The sequence below is a fragment of the Corallococcus sp. Z5C101001 genome (genome assembly GCF_007352635.1).
In the GTDB taxonomy this organism is placed as follows: Bacteria; Myxococcota; Myxococcia; order Myxococcales; family Myxococcaceae; genus Corallococcus; species Corallococcus silvisoli.
The window spans coordinates 79049-97365 of record NZ_VKLU01000009.1 but is presented as its reverse complement, the minus strand read 5'-3'; the positions used below and the strand labels follow the sequence as shown (position 1 = coordinate 97365).

The window sequence follows — 18317 nt, the reverse complement described above, 5'->3', positions numbered from 1 at the left end:
CTGGCTGAAAATTCGCTGGGGGCGCGGGGCGGGCGCAGACTTGACGCGTGCCCTTTCCTCCCTCGAAGCGTCCCCCCCGCCACTGCGCGCTGTGCGGCCATCCGGAGCTGACGGATGCGCGGGGGCAGGGACGATTCCTCCTGGTGGCCGACCCCCACGGCCGCGGTCCGGTGTGTCCCCCCCAGCGGGGCTGCCGCGACGGCAAGCTCGCCGCGGCGGGTACGCCGGCGCTGACGCAGGCCATCCGCTAGGCTAAAGCTGGCCACCGCCGCGCGCGCGCCCCATCCCGCGCGCCTCCAGGTGCCATGCCTCCCTTCCGCTCGCTGTCGTCCCTCCTCCTGGTGCCGCTCGTGGCCGTCGTGGCCACCGGCTGCGCCTCCGCCACCCGCATGTCCCCCGAGGATCGCGCCTCGCTGGACCGGAGCCTCACCGGCCCGGACGCGGAGCGGTTCCTGCGCGTCTCCGCCTACCTGACGCCCTTCTTCGGGGACGCGTCCAAGCGGCTGCTGACGCCCTACCCTCCAGAGGACGTGCGGCTGGTGGATGACACGCAGGGCAAGCCCCTCGACCCCGGTCCCATCCAGGCCACCCTCCCGGCGGGCTCGCGCGTGCGGATCACGAAGGTGGAGTTCCCCACCGCCTGGGCCATCACCGAGCGCGTCCTCTACTCCCCGCGCACCTGGCCGTGGGTGTACGTGACGGTGGAGGGCGCTCCCGCCGGGGAGCAGGTGGTGCTGGTGCTGCCGCCCAACCTGGACCGGCCGGACGACTTCCGCGCGGAGCTGGAGAAGACGCTGTCGCCCCACTCGCCCAAGGCGCAGCTGGACGGCTTCAGCGCGGCGGTGCGGGAGGCGGTGCGCACGAAGAAGCTGGTGGCGGACATGCCCGCGGACGCGGTGCGCATGGCCTGGGGCCCGCCCGAGACGGTGCGCCGCACGCTGGAGGGCACCGCGAAGAACGAGGAGTGGCGCTACCCCGGGGAGCGCCGCAAGGCGTTCCTCACCGACGGGCGGCTGGTGCGCGCGGAGGAAGCGGGCGCGTCCGTCCTGCCCCGAGGGCCTTAGCGCCGGCCGCCGCGGCGGTGCTGCTTCTTGCCACCACCGCCGCCGCCCTTGCGCTGGGCCTGGGCCTCGCCCGGCCGGGTGAGGCGGGGCAGCTCGCCGGCCATCACCGGCCAGAAGTCGCCCTTGAAGAGCTCCTCCACCAGCTGCGCCTGGGTGAGCACGTCGCGCTTGAAGAAGGTGGCGCCCCGGCCCATCTCGTCTAGGGAGCCGCGCGCGTCGCTGCCCCCCACGCAGGGCAGCTTGAGCCCGTCCGCGGCCTCCACGGCGAGGTCGTTGGCCGTCTGCTTCACCTTGGCGTTGTAGCCCTCCACGGCGCACAGCACGCCCGACAGCGAGCGCACGTAGTCCATGGCCGGGTTGGGCACGTCACGGTCGAACGGGCGGGCCGCGACGATGGCCGCGCCCAGGGCCTTCACCTTGGGCAGGCACTCGGCCGCGCTCCAGGGCTTCTCTCGGTTGCTGCCCCACATCTGCACGGGCTCCGGCGCCAGCTCCGGCTTCGGGAAGAAGCACAGGTACTGGCCCCGGTCCGTCACCAGCTCCAGCCCCACGAAGACCTTCACCTTGGACCTGGCGCCGATCTCGAAGAGCTCGTCGCAGCCGTCCTGGGTGTTGGTCTCCGTGAACGCCACCGCGTCCAGGCCGAACATCGCCGCCCGCTCGAGCACGGCGCGCGGCTCCAGGTCGCACCCCTTGGACAGATGGGAATGGGCGTGTAGGTCGATGAGCATGGGCGACGCGTACCTAACAGGCCTCCCCGGGGCCTGTCGAGCACCGGCGCTCAGGCGTAGGCGTAGGACTGGAAGTTGCCCTGCCGGGCCTGGCTGTTCTTCTCCTCGTAGGTGCGGATGAGGTAGCCCATCAGCATCAGCGACGAGGTGTTCTCCAGCACCCGCGACGGGTCCTTGGAGATGAGGTTGGCGCTGTAGTTCAGGAAGAACTGCGCCAGCTCCTCGCCCGCTTCCTTGACGATGAGGGCATTGAGCGCGCTCGGCTCCATGGTGCGGATGGTGTTGATGAAGTCCACCGCCAGGTCCTTCTTCGTCTTCATGTCCACGGTCCTGCCCCCTTTTTCCCGCCCATGCCCCTGGGACCGCCACGGCCCCGGGCCCCGCCCCAATCCAAGAACCGGGTGCGACCGGGTGAACCTATGCATGCCCTGGGACCTGCAAACCCCCACCCTCCGCGCCCCCCTGCCTCCTCACGGGTCCCCAACTTTCGGCGCGCCGCATTTTTGACACCTTGAAAAGGCGTGTGCGATAACTCCCGGTCAGCCTTTTCTCACCACCGCACAAGGAGTGGCAGGCGATGTTCACGGGCGTGAAGGTCTTCTCCGCTACGAAGGCCAAGGAGCGGGAAGAGTTGGGTGAGAACGTCACCCGCTGGATCAAGAGCAACTCGGATCTTGAGATCGTGGACCGGGTCGTCTGCCAGTCCTCGGACAACGAGTTCCACTGCTACACCTTGGTGCTGTTCTACAAGCACGCGAAGCCGCCGGCCTGACCCCCGAGCCTGCCCGCGTCATCCCGGCCCGTCCTCCCGCGTACGCGCATCTTCCGGTGCGCGCGGGGAGGCCGGGCCTTTCCATTTCCGTATGTTATGGTCCGCGCCGTGGCGCGCTTCGGGGATGACAGCGGGGAAGAGGACCGTCAGCTTCGGACGGACGCGCTGCCGGCGATGCGGACGGCGCGGGTGCGGGTGCGGCTGGTGGTGCTGTCCGGGCCGGACGCGGGCCATGGCTACCCGTTGACGCCGGGGCGGTACCGGGTGGGAGCGGATCCCGGGTCGGACATCGTCGTCGCGGACCGGGCGGTGTCGCGCAGTCATCTGCTGCTGGACGTGCGCGAGGACAGCGTCCAGGCGGTGGACGTGGGCTCGCGCAACGGCTCGTTCTGCGAGGGCATGCGCTTCACCACCCTGGAGGTGCGCCCCGGAGCGGTGCTGACGCTGGGCACCACGGAGCTGAAGCTCGTCCCGGAGGGTGAGAAGGCGCACACCCTGCCCCTGTCCAACCGTGAACGGTTCGGCAACCTGGTGGGCTCCAGCCGGCGCATGCGGGAGGTGTTCACCCTGCTGGAGCGCGTGGCGCAGGGCGAATCCGACGTGCTCATCCAAGGGGAGACGGGCACGGGCAAGGAGCTGTGCGCGGAGGCGCTGCACACCCACGGCGGGCGCTCCAAGGGGCCCTTCGTCATCGTGGACCTGGCGGGCGTGGCGCCGCAGCTCCTGGAGTCGGAGCTGTTCGGCCATGTGAAGGGCGCCTTCACCGGGGCGCAGGCGGACCGGGCGGGCGCCTTCGAGCGCGCGCATGGGGGCACGCTCTTCCTGGATGAAGTCGGGGAGCTGCCGCTGGAGGTCCAGCCCCGGCTGCTGCGCGCGCTGGAGCGCCGGCAGGTGAAGCGGGTGGGCGCGAACGACTATCGCTCGGTGAACGTGCGGGTGGTGGCCGCCACGCACCAGGACCTGGAGGGCGCGGTGAAGGCGGGCCGCTTCCGCGGGGACCTGTTCCACCGGCTCGCGGTGCTGCGCGCGACGCTGCCGCCCCTGCGCGAGCGCCCGGAGGACATCCCGCTGCTCATCGACACGGTGCTGGAGCGCATGGGCAAGCCGCCCAGTGCCCTGTCGGACCAGACTCGCGCGCTGTTGGCCCAGTACCCGTGGCCGGGCAACGTGCGGGAGCTGCGCAACGTCGTGGACCGGGTGGTGAGCCTGGGCGAGTCGGCGCTGCCGGACCTGCCCGACACGCCGCCTCCGCGCGCGCCGCCCCAGGACCTGGGCCCCGAGGACACGCAGTCGCTGGCGGCGGACCTTCCCTTCAAGGAAGCGAAGGAGCGCCTCATCGAGGGCTTCGAGCGCGACTACCTGAAGACGCTGCTGGAGCGCTGCGGCGGCAACGTGTCGAAGGCGTCGCGCGAGGCGGGCATCGACCGGGTCTACCTGCGCAAGCTGCTGCGCAAGCACGGGCTGGCGTCCGGGCCGGACTGAGCGGGTCCTCCCCTGCCCCGCTCGTCGGGTGCGGGCGCCTCCCTCCCTGGGTCCTCCCCTGGTCGCGGTCGCCGTGGCCCGGGAGACACTGGGGCGGGCCTCCCCGGCGGGGGTGGTTGTCGGCCCACGTTTCCGGCCCATCTTTGGGAGCACCAACGCACGCGAGGTGGGGCCCATGCGCCAGGGATTCGGGAGGTGGCTGTTCGTCGGAGGACTCACGCTGTGCGCCATCGCGTGCCAGTCACGAGAGGGGGCGGTCGTCGAGAGCGGCACGCGGCCCGGGCTCGCGGTGTTCCAGGCCCCTTCGGAGGGGCCGCCGGAGGGCACCGGTGGAAGCGGGAGCGTGGGTGACGCGCTGGCCCAGGACCTCCCGGACTTCTACGGCACGGTGACGAGCGCAGGCAGCCGGGGCTTCACCGTGCGGGATGACGACGGCGTGGAGCGGCCCTTCTCGGTGGCGCCGTCCACGCGCATCCTCCGCGACGGCCAGCGCGTGGCCCGCTCACAGTTGCAGCCAGGGGCGCTGGTCCACACCACCTACGGCGAGCGGCTGGGGACCTGGGTGGCGACCGACGTGGAGATCTACTCCGGCACGCCGTCGCGCGACATGACTGCCGCGGCGACGCCGGCGCCGGTGAAGCGCTGAGGGACGGGCGCGCGCGTCAGTAGACGGCGAGCGCCTGCGGCAGGTGGTAGCTCACGATGGTGAGCACCGGGATCTTCGGGCCCTCGTCCTCGTCGTCGGTGGTCATCCCGGACGTGACGCGCAGGCCGTCGAAGCGCGCGAGGATGACGTAGTCGCGGCGGGTCTCCAGGAACGGATCCGGCGCGGCGAGTCGGCCCAGGGCCTCGCGGCCGGTCTCCTCGGAGCTGTTGTCGTACGTCCGCTCGGAGGCGGACTGGGTGGTGCTCTCGCGAGTGAAGATGGAGCCGCCCACGCGGCCCTCGCCTGTCAGCGCCGTCCTTCCGCCCAGGTCACCGGAGGTCTCCGAGACGGAGTCGGTGTGGTACGCGATGCCGACCTCCCGGCGGGAGCCGACGGCCTGGAGGCCCTGCTCCACGAGCCACAGCGTGGGGCGTTCGCCCTCGGAGCGCTGGTCCGCCACCTGCGCGCGCAGGAGCACATAGCGGCCCCGGTAGGTGTCCGGCTGGGCGATGGCGGAGGCGAGCGAGAAGATGGGCACCTTGCGCGAGTGGAGCAGGCGCAGCTCCCCATCCACGCTGCCGCCGCGCTGGGCCACCACGCGGGCGATGAGCGGTGCCGCGTCCGGACGCACGCGGAGGTCCTCGGTCCACGCGCTGCCGAGCACGGCGCCCAGCTGGGTGAAGCCGGGGGCCTCCACGCAGAGCTTCAGCGCCAGCCACGCGTCGTCGCGCGACGTCGCCTGGAGCTTGCGGGCGGCGCCCTCGCAGGCGGCGGGCGTGGGATAGCGGGCGAGGAACGCGCGGGCGTCATGCGGCGACGCAGGCGGCTGCTCCGTGGCGGGCCGGGCCGAGGACGCAGGCGGGGCTGGGGGCGGCGCGTCCGTGAGGGTGCGGTCCTCGAGGGCCACGTGGGAGTGCGCGGCACCACAGCCGGTAGCGAGTGCACCCAACAGGGTCAGCAGCGAAAGACGGGACATGGAGCGGGACTCCTGTGCAGGGCGATGGGTGGACTCCAGCGCGGTAGGGCCGGGCGACGGGCTTGTGCGCGGTGGAGTCATGAAGGTCCGTGAAGGGCGCTGCGGGGACTCCAGCGCGGTTGGGCCGGGCGGCGGGCTTGTGCGCGGTGGAGCCGGGAAAGGCTTCGCGGGGACTCCTGCGCGGCGGAGCCGGGCGGCGGGCTTGTGCGCGGTGGAGTCATGCGAGCCTTGGCGGGAGGACGGGGGCTACAGCGCGGCGGAGCCGGAGCGCTGGCTTCCGTGCGAAGGCTCCGACCGGGGGATGGACGCGGACGGGGGCAGCATCATGGAGCAGGCGTCGTGGCACCGCTCGTCCATGCACGCGAGCGTCCCGGGCCCGGCCTGCTGGCGCGACACGTCCGCGTAGCAGCGCTCACCATTGCCGGGGCACTGGCTGCGCGCGGCGCACTCGCAGCAGGTGGAGGCCACGGACGCCATCAACTGCACGTCCTGGAGCACGGTGGACAGCGCGCGGTAGCAGGCACGGGCCGCGGGCGCGAAGCGGCCCTTGGTGTCGACCACCGGCGAGCCACCGTCGATGCCGCAGCGGCCCACGACATCGGCGTACTTGCGCTCGCAGACGGCGACGAGCTTCGCGTCCGGCGTGCCGTCACGGGCGTTGCTGACGGCCTCCGTGCAGAGCGCGCGCGACGCGTCTTTGAGGAGCTTGACGTTGGCGGCCTCCTGGTTGGCGTTGGGGGCGCCGGGTGGCGGCACCTCCGCCTCGAACACGCATTCCTTTCCCGCGCGGAGCGTGTCGACGGTGCAGGACCACGCGGTGGGAGACACATCCACGAGCGGGGGCGCGCCCAGCGCTTCGGGAGGCAGGGACGACGGCGCGGGGCCTGACGGCGCGGCGCCGAAGAGCATCAGGGATAGGAGCATCGCCTTCATGGGCGCTAAGCGTAGGACTTCGGCCCGCGCCGCTCAAACTGCCTCGGCGATTGCGGTTCGCCGCCTGTCATAGAGGCAGGGACGGCGGGTCTGGATTGACCGGTGAGCGATGCCGTAGGGAAAATCCCCACGCCTGCTATCGGAACAGCAGGCGTGGGAACAAGAACCCTTGTCACTTCCAACAGGAACCCTGGTCACCAGCAGCGGACCAACATTCAGATTTCAACCCGCGCCCCACGACCTCGCGGAGCGGCACTGCACGTCCGCGCATACGCCCCGGACGGCAGCGCCTCAACCGGATGGGCTACGTGAAGGCGACTAGTTGACCCATCCATCCGACGATTTCGAAGTGGCTCCCGGATGAGTGTCGGACTTCCACTCGGCCACCCAACTCATGCTGAGGGAGAATCCGGCGTGCTGAAAAAATACGGACTCAAGCAGCACACTCAGACTCAGCGCCATCCAGTGATTCACGATGGCAGTATGATTTCGCGTCGTGGGTTCTTGCATTGAGGGCCTCGGAGTTGTGCTTCTTGAAAGTTGGACCGCACTGAGAACAAGTTGTTCCTGTTACCTTGCTTCGCCAGACACGTCAGCGCACCCGCTGCCGGTCGGATTGCGCGAAACTGGTCCTAGGCTGACGCTTCAGCAGCCTGATCAAGCGTCGGAGCCCGCTGTTCGCTTCTAAGCAGCGGTACACAGTCCGAGCAGGGCCCTGTTTAGATCCTGGTCGCAGCATCAGGCGGACCGGTATCCGGCGTCACCGGAAGCGCTTTCGTACGCCCGATGACAATGGGTGGCTCGATGAGCCTGGGTGGCGTGGCCCGGGTGTCCGCCGGGTCCGGCACCCATTCCGGGTCCTCCGCGGGACGCCCACGCATCCACCTGCGCGGCACGCGGCGGAACCCCACCGGGTACACCGTCAGCCTTCCCTCCGCGTCGAAGTGGAGCCGGAGGAAGTTCTTCCAGTCCGGGATGGACAGCGACGAGAACGCCTCGTTCGGATGGCATGAGAAGACGTTGAGCGACAGCAGCAGGTAGAGGCCCATGACGAACGGCCCCACCAGCGCGCCGCCACCGAAGAGCAGCAGGCCACTGAACAAGTCGCGGCGCAGGCTCCATTGCAGCTCGCTCGCCAGCGGCGCCGCGATCGCGGACACGCCCCACGTCAGCAGCAGCGCCAGGAGCAGGTGCACCCCTCCATGCACGGCCCCCGACACCTGCCGCCAGCGCTTCCCCCTGCGGCTGTCCGCGAACACGACGGTGCCCAGCACCGTCGCCGCGCCAAGCACCATCGACCCCGTGCTCTGCAACGCCGCGTTGAGGACCTCCCGGAACGGCGGTGCGCCCTCGGCACCCTCGCTCAACCTCGCGGCCACGCCCCAGCCCAGCAACGTGTAGACGCCGCCCATGAACACGCTGAACCACGGGTTGATCGCGGTGAACAGCAGGTTGCGCCAGGTGAGCCGCCGGGACGTCTCCCTCGGCGGATAGCACTCCTTCAACACGAAGCCATCCGGCCGCCGGTCCACCTTCGGCAGGTGCGTGGGATGCAGGAAGGCCCCTCCCCCACCCGCGACGATCTTCTGCCGCCCTTCCCCGTTCTCGTGCCGGCGGTAGTGGTGCAGGTCCCCCGCGAGGAACACGCTCACCTTCTTGCCCAGCACCTTCTGCTCCAGGAAGTCGATGTTGTGATCCAGGAAGCCGCGGCCCGCACGGGGCTTCACCTGCTGGTGGATCCACGCGGGCTCCGCGTTGCAGAGAATCACCCGATCCGTGCCGCGCATCCGCGCCGCGACCTGCTGGAAGAACTCCACCTGCGGCGCGTCCAGGTCCGACTCCAACTGCATGTCCGTCCCCAGCAACCACCAGCCATGCGGCAGCTTCAGCGCGAAGTAGCTCCGCTGCTGCTTCGTGCGCCAGCCCGGTGAGTACCGTCCCTGGCAGAACAGGCGCGTGAAGGACACCAGCCCGTCGTACCAGTCGTGATTGCCCGCCACCGCGAACAGGTGCGGCCGGTGGCGGCGCCGGTTCAGCGCCGCCGCGTACGGCGCCACCGTGCGAGCCTGGTACTCCTCCACGCTCGCCGTCGGATAGACCTCGTCCCCGCCGAACACGAGCACGTCCCCACCCCGTGTTCGGTGCACCTGCCCCGTCGGGTCCTCCAGGTCCAGCTCCGGCGCCATCACCGAGGACGCCACCGCGTACGTGGAGTTCCAGCCGTCCCCCAGGTCCGCGACGTAGTCCAGCCACAGCTCCTCGCGCGGACGCCCCTCCTCGTCCTCCGCGTAGTCGAACGCCAACGGCTGGGGCCGAGCCACCGCGTCCAACAGCCGCCGGTCCGCCTGCCGCCCGAAGGTCCCTGACAGGAGCGTCTTCAGGCCCGACTTCACGAGCACGCCCGGGTCGTACCAGGACACCATCGGCCGCCCCTCGGGCGTGTCCGGCGGCTGCTTGCGCCGCCGCGCCCGCCGGCCCGGGAAGCGGCTCACGTCGGAGGCGCGGACGGCCATGATCCTTCCTCCGGAGCCTGCCACGCGCGCACGGGCGCCACGCGGGTGCGTGCGTCGATGATCGCGTCCGCGAAGCGATCCGCGAGCGCCGCGATGGTGAGGCTCGGATTGGGGCCCGTGGGGCCCGGCATCATCGAGCCGTCCGCCACATACAGCCCCGGATGTCCGAAGGCCTCGCCCCAAGCATCCACCACGCCCGTCTCCGTCCCCCGTCCCATGGGGCAGCCCCCCAGCGGGTGCACGGTGATGACCCGGCTCACGTAGCTGAGCGGGTTCTGCACCAGCGTCCCCTCGAGCGTGTGCGCGATGTCCGCCATCGACTGGTGGACCCGCGCGAAGTACTCGCGCGAACCGCTCACCCTCCAGTCGATGTCCAGCATCTCGTCCCGGGTCAGCCGCATGTGCCCGTTGGGGATGTCACGCCCCATGCCCAACAACGGCAGCGACGTCGCGGACCCCAGGCAGTCTCCAAGCAGCTCGGCGATCTCCTCGCTCACGTCCGTGTCGCGCGTGAGGCCCGTCCAGCCCCGCACGATGCGCCATCCCAGGCGCAGGCCGCGCTTCACCAGCGGCACCTGATGCGCGGCTTCGTAGAGCCAGTTGACGAACTCCGGGTAGCCCGCGTCCTCGATGTAGTAGCCCCGGCCCGCTCCTCCCTCTTCCTCACCCCGGAAGTGGAGCGCGCTGGTGATGACCGGGCCGTGCCCGCCGTCCAGGATGCGCGGCAGCTGCTGACCCGTGCTCGTGTCGCGGCACTGACGCATGAAGCCCAGCAGGTCCCCGTTGCCGCAGAAGCGCGAACCCAATGCCTCACTCAGCGCGGGGAAGCTCCGCCGGTTCTTCAGCAGCAGGTACGGGGTCCCGAACGTGCCCGCCGCCAACACCAGCCGGTCCGCCGTCACCGTGGTGCGGGGCAACTGCGATTGGGGGCCCTCGCGCGGGACGTTCTCCGCCACGTCCGTATGATCCAGGTACCGCACCACGTAGCCGCCATGCTCCGCGGGCCACAGCTCCGTCACCTCCGCGCGCGTGCGCAGCTCCGCCCCGGCGCGCTTCGCCGCGGACAGGTAGGTGTGGTCGAGCGTGTTCTTGCTCCCCGTGTTGCAGCCGATGTCGCACTCGCCGCAGAGGTGACACGTGGTCCGCGGGCGCCCGTGGAGGTTGGGGTGCTCCTCGCGGATCGGGTCGCCGGGGACGGGCACCTCGCCGCGGTTGCCGAACGTCACCGCCAGCGGCGGCAACTGCCAGTCGTCCGCGCGCCCCAGGCGCTGGGCGGCGAGCCGCAGGGCCAGCGTCTTCGCGGTGGAGGCATACGGGGCGTGCTCCAGCGGGTAACGCTGCACGCGCATCATCCGCTCCACGGCGTCGTAGTGGGAATCGAGGTCGGCGCGAGTGACGGGCCAGTCCTCGTAACCGCCGTCGCGGGGATCCTCGTGGATGAAGGTCTTCTCCTCCTTGCGCAGGAGCACGTTGGCGTAGATGAGCGAACCCCCGCCCAGCCCCGCGGACACCACGCCCCCCAGCCCCTTGAAGGACCAGAGGTTGAAGAGCCCGTGCATGCCCTGGCTCGGATCCCAGAAGTTGCGGCGCATGTCGTGGGGACTGCGCGGGAAGGAGCCGGGCGGGTACGCCTTGCCGCGCTCCAGCACGCACACGCGCAGGCCCGCGTCCGCCAGCCGCCACGCCATCACCGATCCCCCGAAGCCCGAGCCCACGATGACGACATCGAAGTGCTCAGCGCTCGTGGCCATGCGCCGCCTCCCCTTCGCCCCGGAGCGGCGCCTCGGAGGCGTAGAGGTCCCAGAGCGCGCCCAGGAACAGGTGGCCGAACTCGGCCACCCTGCGCAGGCCCTCCGTGCCTTCGCGCGAGGAGCGCATGCTGGAGACGAGCCGAAGCAGCTCCCGCATGCTCAGCACCAGGATGCCGGCGCCCACCACGGGACTCCTGGCGTCGGGGCCCTCGTGCAGGTGGCTGTAGAGGCGCGTGGTGTCGTGCCAGAGGTCGGGCCCCGGGTCGTCGCGCAGCGTCTTGGTGCCATCCAGGAAGTAGTCCTGGCCGTGGGCCTGGAAGCGCAGGCCATAGGTCATGATCTTCGTGCGGGGATCATCGGTGGCGCGGAAGAGGTTGAAGCTCCCCTCCGGCACGGGCAGGTCCAGGCCCAGGGGTTTGTACTGCACGTGCGCCACCAGCCGGGCGACGTGGTTGGGATCGCGGACGAAGGCGTCCATGTCGTCGATGAGGATGGTGCAATGCATGGTGAACGGCGTGGAGCGGCCGTCGTGCGCACCGGCTTCGGGGTCGGAGGTGCCCATCGCGAGCGGACCAGACATCGTCTCGCGGAAGGTCAGGTCGGGAGCGGATTCGGGCATCGGGGTGTCCTCCAGGGAGAGGGGCAGGCCTCGGGCGTCCGCCACCGACGGGGAGCGCCAGGCGTCCGAGGAGCCCTGGTCAATGAGGGTCGAGGCGGTGATGGATCCCGCGTGGGCGTCCGGCTTGAGCACGGAGATGACCTGCTCGCCCTGGCGCAGCGTCGCGTAGAACCCGAGCACCACCCCGGCGGCCAGCGCGTCGAACGCCGCCGCGAACAGGGACAGCGGCGACACCAGCCCTCGCCCCACGGCGAGCACCAGCATGGCGCACGCACCGACCCGCTGGAGCCCCGACCACAGGAACGCGGCGGGATTCGCCCGGGGCTCATGCAGGCCATGCAACAACAGGCCACCGAACAGGACCATGAACAAGCCCGTGGCGCGGAAGAGCTGAGCGGACGTGACGGACGCATCCGCGGACATCAGGCGCAGCTCCGCTCCCGGCAGCACCATCCGCACCACGCCCGCGACCAGCGTGGCCCATCCAATGACCGCGAGCGCCCAGCGCCACACGCGCCCGTGGACGCGGGCCTGCCGCGCCAGCCATCGCGACACGCCCGCGCTCATCCGGGGACCTCCCCGCGCGGCGCGGGGGACGCATCCAGGCGCCCGCGCTCCACCGAGCGCTGTTCCACGGCCGGGAGCCAGCGCACGGAAGGGCCTCCTGCCGAGAGCTTCATCGCCGTCATGGCCGGACTTCCTGGAGCCCTCCCGTCCGCATCCCGTCCGACTCCGGAGGCGGCATCGGCGTCTGGCCCTGGCCCAGGTCCACGACGCTCTCCAGCCCCTCCGGGTACGTGGCGGCGGGCAGCGTGGGCTGGGTGAGGAACCACGCCTCGAAGTGGTCATCCAGCACGCCGTACGACGCAGGGAAGAAGCCGGTGAAGAAGGCGCGCCGGGCGATGCTCAAGTCCCGCAGCGCCTGCACGCGCGGGTGGTCTCCCAACTCCAGCGTGGACCAGGCCCGCCGCCCGAACCGGAAGCCAAACCGGCCCCGGAAGTAGAGGGAGGACTTCATCAACATCCCCCGGAACGCGCAGTAGTTCACCGCCGCGGCGCGCAGCGGCAGCCACGCGCGCTTCGGCCGCTCGATGCGCACGCGCACCGCCTGCTGGCCGCCTTCCTCGTAGCGGCTGCTCACCGAACCGTTCTCCATCCGGAAGTCCAGCCGGGCCAGGTGCTTGGGCATGCCCCAGATGCCCTTGCCGCCCTTCACGGAGACCTCCGTGTTCACTGGCAGGTCCACCACGTACTGCCCCACGCCGAAGTGCTTCGGGAACAACAGCGGCAGCAGCGGCGGCGCCGGCCTGCGCCCGTGCGTGCACGCCAGCCCGATGCTGAACTCGATGTACGCGCCGATGTCCGTGTCCTTGTAGTCGATGACGGAGATGAGCAGCACGCTGCGCTCGCGCGACACGCGCAGCGGGTGCAGCTCATTGCCGGGCAGCAGGTTCGCCACGCGGCGCGCATCCACGGTGAACGCGGCCATCAACGCGGGCGCCCCCTTCGAGTTCACGGGCAACGCGTACGGGATGTCGTCCACCCGCGAATAGCGGCCAGACTGCCTCTGGATGCGTCGAGGAAGGAACATGGGGGGCCTTTCGTCACACCGGGCGGTCCAGCTCGGAGAGGATGAGGGGGAAGACGTCCTGGGCCGAGTGCTTGCCCATGAAGACGTCCAGGTGTCCGTAGCCGGGCAGCACGTGCAGCGCGTGCCGTCCCGGGTGGAAGCGCTCCAGGTGCTCGAAGCTGCGGCGCTGGCTCTCCGCGAGGAAGCAGCGGTTCTCCTCCCCCGCGAAGAAGACGAACCGCGCGTCCGTCTGGGGCGCGCGCTCGCCCAGGTCCTCCGGCAGCGCGCGGAAGCCGTCCACCGGCACCAGGTGGCCCGCGCGCACGCAGCGCTCCATCTGGCGGAAGAAGCTGAAGGGCACCGGGCCGAACTCGTCCTGGAGCCAGTCGTGCGTGCGGGAGTTCAGGTTCTGGTGCCGCCACAGCACCGGGAAGCCCGTCCCGTAGGTGAAGCTCGTCCAGCGGCAGACCAGGTTGTCGCATTCGTGGTGCGTCGCGCGCACCACGCGCGTCAGCATCCGCGCCGTCCGCGTGGGTCCCTCGAAGGCCCACTGCGGATCCAGGTACGACGTCAGGTGCGAGACGAGCGGCGCGACATAGCGCAGCTTCCACCGCGCGGTCGCGGGCACCACCGGGTGCAGCGACACCGCGTTGCTGAGGATGAGGTCCACCTCCGGCAGCAGCCCCGCCACCGCGGCCATCGTGAAGCTGGTGGAGCCCTGGCAGTGGATGATGGCCTTGACGGTGTCGGCCCCGGTCTTCTCCAAGACGGTGCGGATGGCCGGCGGGTGATCCAGCACGGCCGCCTGGTCCAGGGTCCAATCGCCCGGCTCCACGTCGATGCTCGCGCGCCAGTTCTCCAGCCACACGTCGTAGCCGTCGTCGATCAGCGCATCCACCACCGTGCGACGCACCGGCGCGCGGAAGATGTTCCCGCGCACGCCCGCGCCATGCACCAGCACCACCGGCCCCTTGTCCGCCCCCTCGAACCCGCGCAGGTGGACCAGGTGCAGCGCGCGGCCATCACCCGACAGGAAGGGGACGACCTCCTCGGAGTAGCGCGGCTCAAGCAGTGGTTCCGCGAACATGACGGCAGCCCCCCACAGCGCAAACCTGGGGCGATCCCCGGGGGGCGACAACCGGTGCGCGATCCCGGCCGCGCGGCCCCTCGCCCGTCCCGACCGGGGCCTCGCGGAACGGCGCGGCGCCTCCCTGACGCGCCGCCCCCCGTCACGTCCCGGGCCTCCAGTGGTAAGCATGAAGGCATGACCGAGGACAGCGGCTGGAGTGACTACGAGGGCGGCGCGACGCTCGGGAGCATGGGCAGCCAGGGCGGCACCATCACGCGGGACGAAGGACTCCGCGACCTCTTGCGCCTCACCTACGAAGCGGACGACTCCCGCTCCTTCCACGTCGTCACCTGCGGCGTGTCGGGCTGGCTCGTGCACCCCCGCTTCTTCGACAACGCGGCCGACGCGCTCGCCGCCTTCGACGCGATTAAGCCCGCGCTGGAGGAGCTGGGGACGAAGCTCCCCGAGGGCGGTCCGAAGACTCCGGCGGACGGCCGGGCGGCGGGTCCGCTCCTCGCCACCTTCCGGGTGCGCTTTTCCTGAGTCGCGGACCTTTCGCGTAAGGATTGCTTAAGGTTCACCCGAGATAACCGGTTCGTCGTCCGGTCAGCCCCGGACGGCCCCGAGAGCGGCACCCCCGCCGCTCCTGGCTCCCGAGCTCCCGGAGGAACCCCGGATGAAGAGCGAATCCCCTCAGGACCCATCCCTCAAGGTCATCACGCGCCGAAGCATCCTGCGTGGCATTGGCCTGTCGCTGGCCGCGGTCCCCGTGGCGAAGCTGCTCGTCGCCTGCGGTGGCGAGGACGCTCCGGTGGACCCCGGTGGCGCGACCGACGCGGGCGTCACCGACGCCGGCTTCACCGACCCGGGCGTCTGGGCCACCGGCGGCACCGCGGCGATGACGGCCGCCGCCAGCTACCCGGATCCGTTCGCGTCGGGGCTGGGCACGGTGTGCAACCTCACCTGCGAGGCCACGCTGGGCCCCTGCTACGCGACCACCGTGGCGCGCAAGGACATCAGCGAGGGCCATGACGGCCTCCCGGTGCGCCTGTCCTTCCTCATCGTCAACGAGAACTGCGTCCCCGTGCCCAACGCCACGGTGGACATCTGGCACGCGGCGCCGGAAGGGCTCTACTCCGGCGAGGACGCCAGCGACTTCTGCACCTCCGGGGACGCGGTGGCCCGCGCGGCGCGGTGGTTCCGCGGCGTGCAGACCACGGACGCGAACGGGCGCGTGGACTTCGACACGTGCTTCCCCGGTTGGTACAGCAGCCGCACCATCCACATCCACTTCACGGTTCGCGTGGGCGGCCAGGAGTTCGTCACGTCGCAGCTGTTCTTCGACGACACCGTCAACGACGACATCGTCAACACGCAGCCGCTCTACAACACGCGCGGCCCCCGGGACACGACCAACGCCAACGACAACGTCGTGTCCGCGGACAGCGTGGGCAACTACCTCTTCACCACCCAGCGCATGGCGGATGGCGCGATGCTGGCCTCCAAGACGCTGGTCATCCGCTCGTCGCTCGCCAGCGCGCAGTGCGCCATCCCGGGGGGCGGCGGGGGAGGCGGCGGTCCCCCGCCGGGCGGCGACGGAGGCATGGGGCCTCCGCCGGGCTTCGATGGGGGCATGGGGCCTCCTCCGCCGGGCTTCGATGGCGGGATGCCGTGAACTAGGGTGAAGGGCCCCCGGAGCACTCCGGGGGACCGGCCCGGAGGGAGGCATGGCGCATGGGCGAACGCATCCTGCTGGTGGAGGATGACGACCCGCTCGGTTCCCAGATTGTCGGGCACCTGCGAGGCGCGGGCTTCGAGCCCCTGTGGTGGCGCGAGGGCCGGCTGCTGGTGCCCGGGGACCTGCCGGACGTGAGCCTGGTGGTGCTGGACCTGATGCTGCCCGGCGCCTATGGCCTGGACATGCTCAAGGCACTGAGGACCTTCTCGGAGGTCCCGGTGCTCATCCTGAGCGCGCGCAACGACACGCTGGACAAGGTCCGCGCGCTGAAGCTGGGCGCGGATGACTACATGACCAAGCCCTTCTGGCCGGAGGAGCTGGTGGAGCGCGTGCGTGCGCGCCTGCGCCGCCCCACCCTCCAGAAGGAGCAGGCGGTGGTGGAGGTGGGCCCGCTGCGGATCGACCTCCAGGCGCACGCCGTCCAGGTGCAGGGGCGCGCGGTGGAGCTCACCCGGGTGGAGTTCGAGCTGCTCGCGGCCCTGGCGCGCAGGCCCCAGGAGGCCGTGACGCGGCAGTGGCTGGTCGAGCACGTCCTGGATCCGGAGCGAGAGGGCACGGAGCGCACGCTGGACGTCCACGTCTCCCGGCTCCGGCGCAAGCTGGGGCCGGTGAAGTGCGTGGAGACGGTGTGGGGCGTGGGCTACCGGCTGGTGCCCGGGGAGGAGGCGTGAAGCTGCGGCTGCGGCTGGCGCTCACGGCGGTGGCGGTGACGGTGCCGGCGGTGTTCGCCCTGGTGCAGGTGGAGCACTCGGTGCGCCGCCGCACGACGGACGAGGTGATCATCGCGTCCACGATGTCCCAGATGCAGGCCGGGGGGCGCGAGCGCTGCGAGGCCGCGCCCGAGACCTGGATGGTCCGCCCCCCACGCTCCCCGCAGCAGCCGCCCTGGGAGCGCGAGGGGATGCCCGATGGCAGCGGCGGTCCTCCCCCGGGCGGCTCGAACGAGCCGCGGGGAGGCGGCCCCGGCAAGGGCCCCCAGGGACCCGGGGATGAGGGGCCCCCCAGGGGGCGAACTGGCGGCAGGGGCCCCATGGGCCGGCGACTGCCACCGGTGAACCTCTACCCGTTCGACGGGCAGTTCGTTTCGCGCAACGCGCAGGCCCCGACGCTGGACGACGCGTTGCGAGACGGCGCGCGCGACGACGGGGTGGGCGTGCGCCGCTACGCCAAGGACGACGGCGCGCTGGTGCAGGACCTGCTGCTGCGCATGCCCTGGGAGGGCGGGCCGTGCGAATACGTGCTCGCGCGGCGCGTGGAGCCAGCGGACTCGCCGGAGGTGGGGCTGCCACCGCTGTACATCTGGGGCGTGCCCACGCTCATCCTGCTCTCCGCGATGGTGGTGGCGCTGGGCCCGGTGGTGCAGCGCTTGCGCCGGCTCACCGAGGAGGTGCGCGCGTCGTCGGGCAGCCGCTACGCGCAGCCGGTGTCCGTGAACGGCCACGATGAGATCGCGGAGCTGGCGCGCGCCTTCCAGCAGGCCCGCGCGGAGATTCAAGCGCAGATGGCGCACCAGGAGGCCCGCGAGCAGACGCTGCGCGACTTCCTGGCCAACACCACGCACGACGTGATGACGCCGCTCACGGTGTTGCAGGGGCACCTGGCCGCGATGCAGCAGCGGATGCGCTCAGGCGAGCCGCTGGAGTCCGGCCTGATGCACTCCGCGATGAGCGAGGCCCACTACATGGCTTCCCTGGTGCACAACCTGGGGGCGGCGGCGCGGCTGGAGGCGGGAGCGCCACAGGTGCAGCACGCGCCGGTGGACCTGAACGCGCTGGTGTCGCGAGTGCTGGGCCGGCACCAGCCCATCGCGAGGCCGCAGCGGATCGCGCTGGAGCGCGGCGTGCCGGCGACGTCCACCTGGGTGATGGGGGATGAGACGCTGCTCGAGCAGGCGGTGAGCAACGTGGTGCTCAACGGCATCCGCTACGGGCGCGAGGACGGCCACGTGGCGGTGGTGCTGGAGACGACGCGCCAGCAGACCTTCCACCTGCGCGTCATCGACGACGGGCCGGGCATCCCGGAGGAGGAGCGCTCGCGGCTCCTGGAGCGTCGCTTCCGGGGCAATGAGGCCCGGACCCGCGAGCCCCAGGGACAGGGCCTGGGCCTGCACATCGTGCACAACGTGGTGGAGCTGCACGGCTGGAGGCTGACCCTGGCGCCCTCCGAGTATGGCGGCCTGGAGGTCGGCTTCACCGGCCCCCTGATGTCGACCGACGACTGACGGACGGGAGGCGCAGGACGGAAGGCCACGAACCCGGGCCTGGTTCCCCGGGCCGAAGCGAGTGACGCCGCCCCACACACACGACGGCGGCGGGCGCGGGAGAACATCCCCGCCGCGTCCGCCCTGCCTGCGGCGGACGCGGCCCAGCTCCCCTCCCCTCGCGGGACCGCGAGCTGGACGCGGCCCCACTCCCCTCCCCATCCCGAGCGGCCTCGGCACCTGGGGCCTTGTC

At 71.2% G+C, this 18317-nt stretch carries 18 protein-coding genes; 9 read left to right on the top strand and 9 right to left on the bottom strand.

Annotated features, from left to right (window positions below; genetic code table 11):
• The first annotated feature begins 47 nt into the window (after positions 1 to 47).
• Both FOF48_RS20975 and FOF48_RS20970 read left to right on the top strand, forming a co-directional pair.
• Complete coding sequence (locus tag FOF48_RS20975) at positions 48 to 251, top strand: hypothetical protein (protein WP_143904444.1); 204 nt, start codon at positions 48 to 50, stop codon at positions 249 to 251.
• Between the two features lie 54 nt (positions 252 to 305).
• Entirely contained in the window at positions 306 to 1064 is a 759-nt protein-coding gene (locus tag FOF48_RS20970) for a hypothetical protein (protein WP_143904442.1), read from the top strand.
• Here the strand turns inward: FOF48_RS20970 and FOF48_RS20965 are convergent.
• Together FOF48_RS20965 and FOF48_RS20960 are read right to left on the bottom strand one after the other, a co-directional pair.
• Entirely contained in the window at positions 1061 to 1795 is a 735-nt protein-coding gene (locus tag FOF48_RS20965; RefSeq protein WP_143904440.1) for a PHP domain-containing protein, read from the bottom strand. The genes FOF48_RS20970 and FOF48_RS20965 overlap by 4 nt on opposite strands.
• Positions 1796 to 1845: 50 nt before the next feature.
• Entirely contained in the window at positions 1846 to 2121 is a 276-nt protein-coding gene (locus tag FOF48_RS20960) for a hypothetical protein (protein ID WP_143904438.1), read from the bottom strand.
• Positions 2122 to 2372: 251 nt separating this feature from the next.
• Between FOF48_RS20960 and FOF48_RS20955 the strand changes: the two genes are divergently transcribed.
• The 3 genes from FOF48_RS20955 (at position 2373) to FOF48_RS20945 (ending at position 4695) form a co-directional block, all read left to right on the top strand.
• Complete coding sequence (locus FOF48_RS20955) at positions 2373 to 2567, top strand: hypothetical protein (protein WP_143904436.1); 195 nt, start codon at positions 2373 to 2375, stop codon at positions 2565 to 2567.
• A 96-nt stretch (positions 2568 to 2663) separates the two neighbouring features.
• Entirely contained in the window at positions 2664 to 4049 is a 1386-nt protein-coding gene (locus tag FOF48_RS20950) for a sigma 54-interacting transcriptional regulator (RefSeq protein WP_143904434.1), read from the top strand.
• Between the two features lie 175 nt (positions 4050 to 4224).
• Positions 4225 to 4695 (top strand): hypothetical protein, encoded by a 471-nt coding sequence (locus FOF48_RS20945; protein WP_143904433.1) that lies wholly within the window; start codon positions 4225 to 4227, stop codon positions 4693 to 4695.
• Between the two features lie 16 nt (positions 4696 to 4711).
• Here FOF48_RS20945 and FOF48_RS20940 read toward each other — a convergent pair whose 3' ends face one another.
• From FOF48_RS20940 to FOF48_RS20910, 7 genes are all read right to left on the bottom strand, one after another.
• Positions 4712 to 5671 (bottom strand): hypothetical protein, encoded by a 960-nt coding sequence (locus tag FOF48_RS20940; protein ID WP_143904431.1) that lies wholly within the window; start codon positions 5669 to 5671, stop codon positions 4712 to 4714.
• 246 nt (positions 5672 to 5917) lie between these two features.
• Positions 5918 to 6604 (bottom strand): hypothetical protein, encoded by a 687-nt coding sequence (locus FOF48_RS20935; RefSeq protein WP_143904429.1) that lies wholly within the window; start codon positions 6602 to 6604, stop codon positions 5918 to 5920.
• A gap of 719 nt (positions 6605 to 7323) precedes the next feature.
• The gene (locus tag FOF48_RS20930; protein ID WP_143904427.1) at positions 7324 to 9117 is read right to left on the bottom strand and encodes a metallophosphoesterase; all 1794 of its coding nucleotides are present in this window, start codon (positions 9115 to 9117) and stop codon (positions 7324 to 7326) included.
• The gene (locus tag FOF48_RS20925) at positions 9093 to 10868 is read right to left on the bottom strand and encodes a GMC oxidoreductase (RefSeq protein ID WP_143904425.1); all 1776 of its coding nucleotides are present in this window, start codon (positions 10866 to 10868) and stop codon (positions 9093 to 9095) included. Before FOF48_RS20925 ends, FOF48_RS20930 begins: the two co-directional genes overlap by 25 nt.
• On the bottom strand, positions 10852 to 12054 hold the full coding sequence (locus FOF48_RS37180; protein WP_235685726.1) for a hypothetical protein: 1203 nt from the start codon (positions 12052 to 12054) through the stop codon (positions 10852 to 10854). The genes FOF48_RS20925 and FOF48_RS37180 overlap by 17 nt, the downstream gene beginning before the upstream one ends.
• A gap of 118 nt (positions 12055 to 12172) precedes the next feature.
• Positions 12173 to 13078, bottom strand: coding sequence for an acetoacetate decarboxylase family protein (locus FOF48_RS20915; protein WP_143904423.1), 906 nt, complete (start codon positions 13076 to 13078; stop codon positions 12173 to 12175).
• 13 nt (positions 13079 to 13091) lie between these two features.
• Positions 13092 to 14144, bottom strand: a complete 1053-nt coding sequence (locus FOF48_RS20910) for an alpha/beta hydrolase (protein WP_143904421.1) — start codon at positions 14142 to 14144, stop codon at positions 13092 to 13094.
• A 177-nt stretch (positions 14145 to 14321) separates the two neighbouring features.
• Between FOF48_RS20910 and FOF48_RS20905 the strand changes: the two genes are divergently transcribed.
• From FOF48_RS20905 to FOF48_RS20890, 4 genes are all read left to right on the top strand, one after another.
• Positions 14322 to 14669: a hypothetical protein gene (locus FOF48_RS20905; RefSeq protein WP_143904419.1), complete on the top strand. Its 348-nt coding sequence runs from the start codon at positions 14322 to 14324 to the stop codon at positions 14667 to 14669.
• Between the two features lie 133 nt (positions 14670 to 14802).
• Entirely contained in the window at positions 14803 to 15801 is a 999-nt protein-coding gene (locus tag FOF48_RS20900) for a protocatechuate 3,4-dioxygenase (RefSeq protein ID WP_143904417.1), read from the top strand.
• A 59-nt stretch (positions 15802 to 15860) separates the two neighbouring features.
• Positions 15861 to 16535, top strand: a complete 675-nt coding sequence (locus FOF48_RS20895; RefSeq protein ID WP_143904415.1) for a response regulator transcription factor — start codon at positions 15861 to 15863, stop codon at positions 16533 to 16535.
• Positions 16532 to 18085: a cell wall metabolism sensor histidine kinase WalK gene (locus FOF48_RS20890; protein WP_143904413.1), complete on the top strand. Its 1554-nt coding sequence runs from the start codon at positions 16532 to 16534 to the stop codon at positions 18083 to 18085. Before FOF48_RS20895 ends, FOF48_RS20890 begins: the two co-directional genes overlap by 4 nt.
• Positions 18086 to 18317 lie beyond the last annotated feature (232 nt).

Coding starts and splice junctions, on each gene's coding strand:
- FOF48_RS20940 (WP_143904431.1), bottom strand. CDS start 5,671: ATGTCCCGTCTTTCGCTGCTGACCCTGTTGGGTGCACTCGCTACCGGC.
- FOF48_RS20945 (WP_143904433.1), top strand. CDS start 4,225: ATGCGCCAGGGATTCGGGAGGTGGCTGTTCGTCGGAGGACTCACGCTG.
- FOF48_RS20910 (WP_143904421.1), bottom strand. CDS start 14,144: ATGTTCGCGGAACCACTGCTTGAGCCGCGCTACTCCGAGGAGGTCGTC.
- FOF48_RS20930 (WP_143904427.1), bottom strand. CDS start 9,117: ATGGCCGTCCGCGCCTCCGACGTGAGCCGCTTCCCGGGCCGGCGGGCG.
- FOF48_RS20915 (WP_143904423.1), bottom strand. CDS start 13,078: ATGTTCCTTCCTCGACGCATCCAGAGGCAGTCTGGCCGCTATTCGCGG.
- FOF48_RS20925 (WP_143904425.1), bottom strand. CDS start 10,868: ATGGCCACGAGCGCTGAGCACTTCGATGTCGTCATCGTGGGCTCGGGC.
- FOF48_RS20970 (WP_143904442.1), top strand. CDS start 306: ATGCCTCCCTTCCGCTCGCTGTCGTCCCTCCTCCTGGTGCCGCTCGTG.
- FOF48_RS37180 (WP_235685726.1), bottom strand. CDS start 12,054: ATGAGCGCGGGCGTGTCGCGATGGCTGGCGCGGCAGGCCCGCGTCCAC.
- FOF48_RS20895 (WP_143904415.1), top strand. CDS start 15,861: ATGGGCGAACGCATCCTGCTGGTGGAGGATGACGACCCGCTCGGTTCC.
- FOF48_RS20955 (WP_143904436.1), top strand. CDS start 2,373: ATGTTCACGGGCGTGAAGGTCTTCTCCGCTACGAAGGCCAAGGAGCGG.
- FOF48_RS20900 (WP_143904417.1), top strand. CDS start 14,803: ATGAAGAGCGAATCCCCTCAGGACCCATCCCTCAAGGTCATCACGCGC.
- FOF48_RS20935 (WP_143904429.1), bottom strand. CDS start 6,604: ATGAAGGCGATGCTCCTATCCCTGATGCTCTTCGGCGCCGCGCCGTCA.
- FOF48_RS20965 (WP_143904440.1), bottom strand. CDS start 1,795: ATGCTCATCGACCTACACGCCCATTCCCATCTGTCCAAGGGGTGCGAC.
- FOF48_RS20950 (WP_143904434.1), top strand. CDS start 2,664: ATGGTCCGCGCCGTGGCGCGCTTCGGGGATGACAGCGGGGAAGAGGAC.
- FOF48_RS20905 (WP_143904419.1), top strand. CDS start 14,322: ATGACCGAGGACAGCGGCTGGAGTGACTACGAGGGCGGCGCGACGCTC.